Origin of the sequence: Streptomyces sp. KLMMK, assembly GCF_036961605.1 — a bacterium.
In the GTDB taxonomy this organism is placed as follows: Bacteria; Actinomycetota; Actinomycetes; order Streptomycetales; family Streptomycetaceae; genus Streptomyces; species Streptomyces telluris.
The window spans coordinates 1-3,674 of sequence record NZ_JBAMDC010000535.1; the positions used below are offsets into that span (position 1 = coordinate 1).

The 3,674-nt window shown below is 72.7% G+C and carries 4 protein-coding genes; 2 read left to right on the top strand and 2 right to left on the bottom strand.

The genetic code is table 11. The features are described from left to right. The first annotated feature begins 146 nt into the window (after positions 1-146). Together V7793_RS35065 and V7793_RS35070 are read left to right on the top strand one after the other, a co-directional pair. Complete coding sequence (locus tag V7793_RS35065; protein ID WP_336013738.1) at positions 147-968, top strand: (2Fe-2S)-binding protein; 822 nt, start codon at positions 147-149, stop codon at positions 966-968. A 198-nt stretch (positions 969-1,166) separates the two neighbouring features. Continuing rightward, complete coding sequence (locus V7793_RS35070) at positions 1,167-2,210, top strand: DUF2637 domain-containing protein (RefSeq protein ID WP_336013739.1); 1,044 nt, start codon at positions 1,167-1,169, stop codon at positions 2,208-2,210. 33 nt (positions 2,211-2,243) lie between these two features. On the opposite strand, the gene V7793_RS35075 is transcribed toward V7793_RS35070, so the two are convergent. Next, positions 2,244-2,642, bottom strand: a complete 399-nt coding sequence (locus V7793_RS35075; protein ID WP_443058061.1) for an ATP-binding protein — start codon at positions 2,640-2,642, stop codon at positions 2,244-2,246. A gap of 486 nt (positions 2,643-3,128) precedes the next feature. Next, a partial coding sequence (locus V7793_RS35080) for a protein phosphatase 2C domain-containing protein (protein ID WP_336013741.1) occupies positions 3,129-3,674 on the bottom strand: 546 nt, incomplete at its 5' end.

Sequence of the window (3,674 nt, forward strand, 5' to 3'; positions counted from 1 at the left end):
GGGGCGGTGCGGGATCTTCCCTGCTCCATTGGGGTCCTCCTGATGTCCTTTCTGAACCATAGGCGGCGCCTCCTGCAGTTCAAACCCCGATCAACCGGGGTAAGGTAAGCCTTACCCGTAGAACGATCGCGATTCGGTGGTCCCGCATGACGTCCGCCCCGACTGCCCCGCCCTCGCTCTTGGACTCCTACGCCCGCCTCGCCGAGGTCTTCCCCGCCCTGTCCGTCACCGCCGGGCCCCCGTGCACCGGCGAGGGCTGGGTGAGCACCGCGGGGCTCGCGGAGGGCGGCGGCGAGCTGGACGCCTTCCTCGCGTGGGACGACGAGCAGATCCGCCGCGACCACGGGGCGCAGGGCCGCCCCGACGTCGTCGCGAGCATCGGCCTGCACCGCTACGCATGGCCGGCCTGCCTGCTCTTCACCGTCCCGTGGTTCCTGCACCGCAGGGTGCCGCGACTGTCCGCCGGGGACGTCTCCTTCCACCGCGCCCTGGGCCGGATGACGGCCCGGACGGCGGAGTTCGCGTGTTTGCCCGGCGACCCGGCGGCCAGCCTGCCGGGCGCCCGGACCGTTGCCGGCGAAGAGGCGCTGCGCGCGGAAGTGCGCGCTTCCATTGCCGCGCATTTCACACCCGTACTGGTCGGCTTCCAGCCGCGGATGCGGCGCGGTCCGCGCGCCCTGTGGGGCATGGTGACGGACGAACTGGCCGAATCGCTGTGGTATGTGGGCCGACTGCTCGGCGAGGAGGAACGGGCGCGCCGCGAACTGGCCCTGCTGCTGCCGGGGGTGACGCCGCCGTACGCCGGCGGCGCGGCCTTCCGGATGCTTACCGGCCGCCTGGGAGAGCCGATCCCGACCCGCGACCGCGTCAGTTGCTGCCTCTTTTACACCGTGCGCCCCGAGGACGCCTGTACGACCTGCCCCCGTACGTGCGACACGGACCGGGTACAGCGGCTGTCCGTAAGCTGACCGGCCTCACACCACTCGATCGGGTGAGGTGAAGGGAACGCAATTCCCTCTTCCCTTAATGACGTTCGAATTTCTTCGCACCTATCCGTATGCCGTTGCCCTCCATTGGCAGGCAGTTGGCGCGAAACCCCTTGGCGAACGGGCCGATTCCGCGAGGATGGCGCGCGAAAGGCTGTACAGCTATGCAAGGGACGCAAGATGAGAGTGACCGATATACCGCTGAATTGGATGCTCCCCAGTGTCGTGGCGCTCGCCGGGGCCGTGGTGGCGGTGACGGTGCTCGCGCGCGGCCGGCACGGCGCGGACGACGCAGGAGGCGGCGCGGACTCCTGGGAGCGCAACGAGGAGCGCAGACGGCGCAAGGAGGCCATCTACGGAAGCGCCTCGTACGTCCTCCTGTTCTGCTGCGCCGCGGTGGCCGCCGCCCTCTCCTTCCACGGCCTCGTGGGGTTCGGGCGGCAGAACCTGGGGCTGACGGGCGGCTGGGAGTACCTGGTGCCCTTCGGCCTCGACGGGGCCGCCATGTTCTGCTCGGTGCTGGCGGTGCGCGAGGCGAGCCACGGTGACGCCGCGCTCGGCTCGCGCATGCTCGTGTGGACCTTCGCCAGCGCGGCCGCCTGGTTCAACTGGGTGCACGCGCCCCGGGGCCTGGACCACGCCGGGGCACCGCAGTTCTTCGCCGGCATGTCGCTGTCCGCGGCCGTCCTCTTCGACCGCGCGCTCAAGCAGACCCGCCGGGCCGCGCTGCGCGAACAGGGCCTGGTGCCCAGGCCGTTGCCGCAGATCCGGATGGTCCGCTGGCTGCGGGCTCCCCGCGAGACCTTCGGCGCGTGGTCCCTGATGCTCCTGGAGGGCGTCCGCTCGCTGGACGAGGCCGTGGAGGAGGTCCGCGAGGACAAACGGCAGCGGGAGCAGGCCAGGGCCCGCAGGAGGGAGGCCGGCAAGCTGGAGCGCGCCCGGCTCAAGGCGTACAACCGGCAGAACCGGGTGTGGGGCCGGGTCCGGGGCGGCCGGCAGGTCGAGGTCGGCGGGCCCGCCGTGACAGCCGCCGCACAGCCGGCGCAGATCGGGCCGGACCCTTCCATAGTCGACCAGGGACAGCTTCCCGTCCGCGCGCGTCCGCTGCAGGCGGTCGGCCGCCCTGATCCGATCGACCTCACTGCGGAGGACGACACCCAGGCGATCCCCCGCCTGGACTCGCTCGAGGCCAAGCTGGCCCAGATCGAGCGGCAGTTCGGCTGAGCCCTGAGCCCTGGGTCGCCGCGCAGCGGCGGTTCAGGGCTCTTGGGCTGCCAGTTCGAACCAGACCGACTTCCCGACGCCGTGGGCGCACACACCCCAGCCGTCCGACAGGGCGTGGACGAGCAGCAGCCCCCGCCCCGACGTCGCCGCCTTCTCGATGTCGTTCATCTCCGGGACGACGTCCCTGACCGGACCGATGTCCGTGCCCGGGCCGCCCAGCGCGGGATGGCCCGCCATGAAGTCCCGCACCTCCACGCGCAGCCGCCCCTTCGCGCGGCACGCGGCGCCCGCGAACGCCCCGCCCGTGAACACGGCCTTGACCACGGCGCCCCCGTCGGTGTGCACCAGCGCATTGGTGACGAGCTCACTCGTGAGCAGCTCGGCGGTCTCCGCCCGGCCCGGCGCGCCCCAGCGGGCCAGAAAGCGCCGCAACTCGGCCCGGACTTCCCGGACGCCGGTGAGATCCCGGCGGCGGAGCCTCCTTTCGAATAGCGGCCCGGAATGCGCCGCGCCGTCCCCGAAACCGCTCCTGTGGTCCGTACGGTCCTCCCGCTCCCCCGCGTAACCCTCCGCGCCCGCCCGGCCTGCTGCCTGCCGTTTCATCCTCCCTGCCCCGACCCCTCCCCGGCGCCCCGGCCTCGAACACGCTCGCGCTCACTCACCGCAATGCATGCCCCGGACCACGCTGGACAACGCCTGTTGAGCCATCAACATGGTGATATGACCAAAATCCCGGAGCCTCTTGCGCGGTGCGCGAATATGCCGTTGGCGTGCGCCGGTCCGGGAATTTGTGCGGGGCTGGAAGGAATTCCCGGCGCACCGGTCCGTACCTTGCCGCCGCCGCTGCGCCGCACCGGGCCCGGAGACGGCCGGGCGGGGCGGTGACCACGTCACCGCCCCGCCCCGGAACCGGCCCGGTTACGCCTCCCAGAGGGCACACGCCGTACGGTCGTCGGCGTATCCCTTGACCCGCAGCTGGGTGTCGGCGAGGAACGCGGCGAGCCCCGGCGGGCGCTCGCCCGCCCAGCGCTCGGCCAGCCGGCCGCCCAGCTCCTGTTCGCCGCGCATGGGATCGGCGAGGCCCGCCGTGCACAGCATCAGGGTGTCCCCGGAGCGGGCCACGGAGGCCCGGAAGCGGAAGGGCTCGCCCGGCGGCTCCACCTCGACGGGCTCCACGGGCGGCGCGAGACCCGGCGTCGGGATGCCGAGGTCCATCGTCACCGGGTCGGCGGGCGCCGGTCCGCAGCCGATGACCGGCTCGCCCTTGCGCTCCGCCGGCGGGTCCGGCTCCAGGTCCTGCCAGACCCCGTCCCGGAGGCGGAACAGGCCGCCCGCGCCGACGCCGAAGAACACGCGCGTACGGCACTGCGGGTCGGCGGTCAGCAACAGGCAGCGGACGGTGGCCGTGTACGCGTCCGGCCGCAGGCCCAGTTCGGCGGCCCGGGCGCGCAGCCGCCCGTAGGA

Excerpts from the sequence above, each read along its gene's own strand:
- V7793_RS35070 (WP_336013739.1), top strand. The coding sequence starts at position 1,167 with ATGAGAGTGACCGATATACCGCTGAATTGGATGCTCCCCAGTGTCGTG.
- V7793_RS35065 (WP_336013738.1), top strand. The coding sequence starts at position 147 with ATGACGTCCGCCCCGACTGCCCCGCCCTCGCTCTTGGACTCCTACGCC.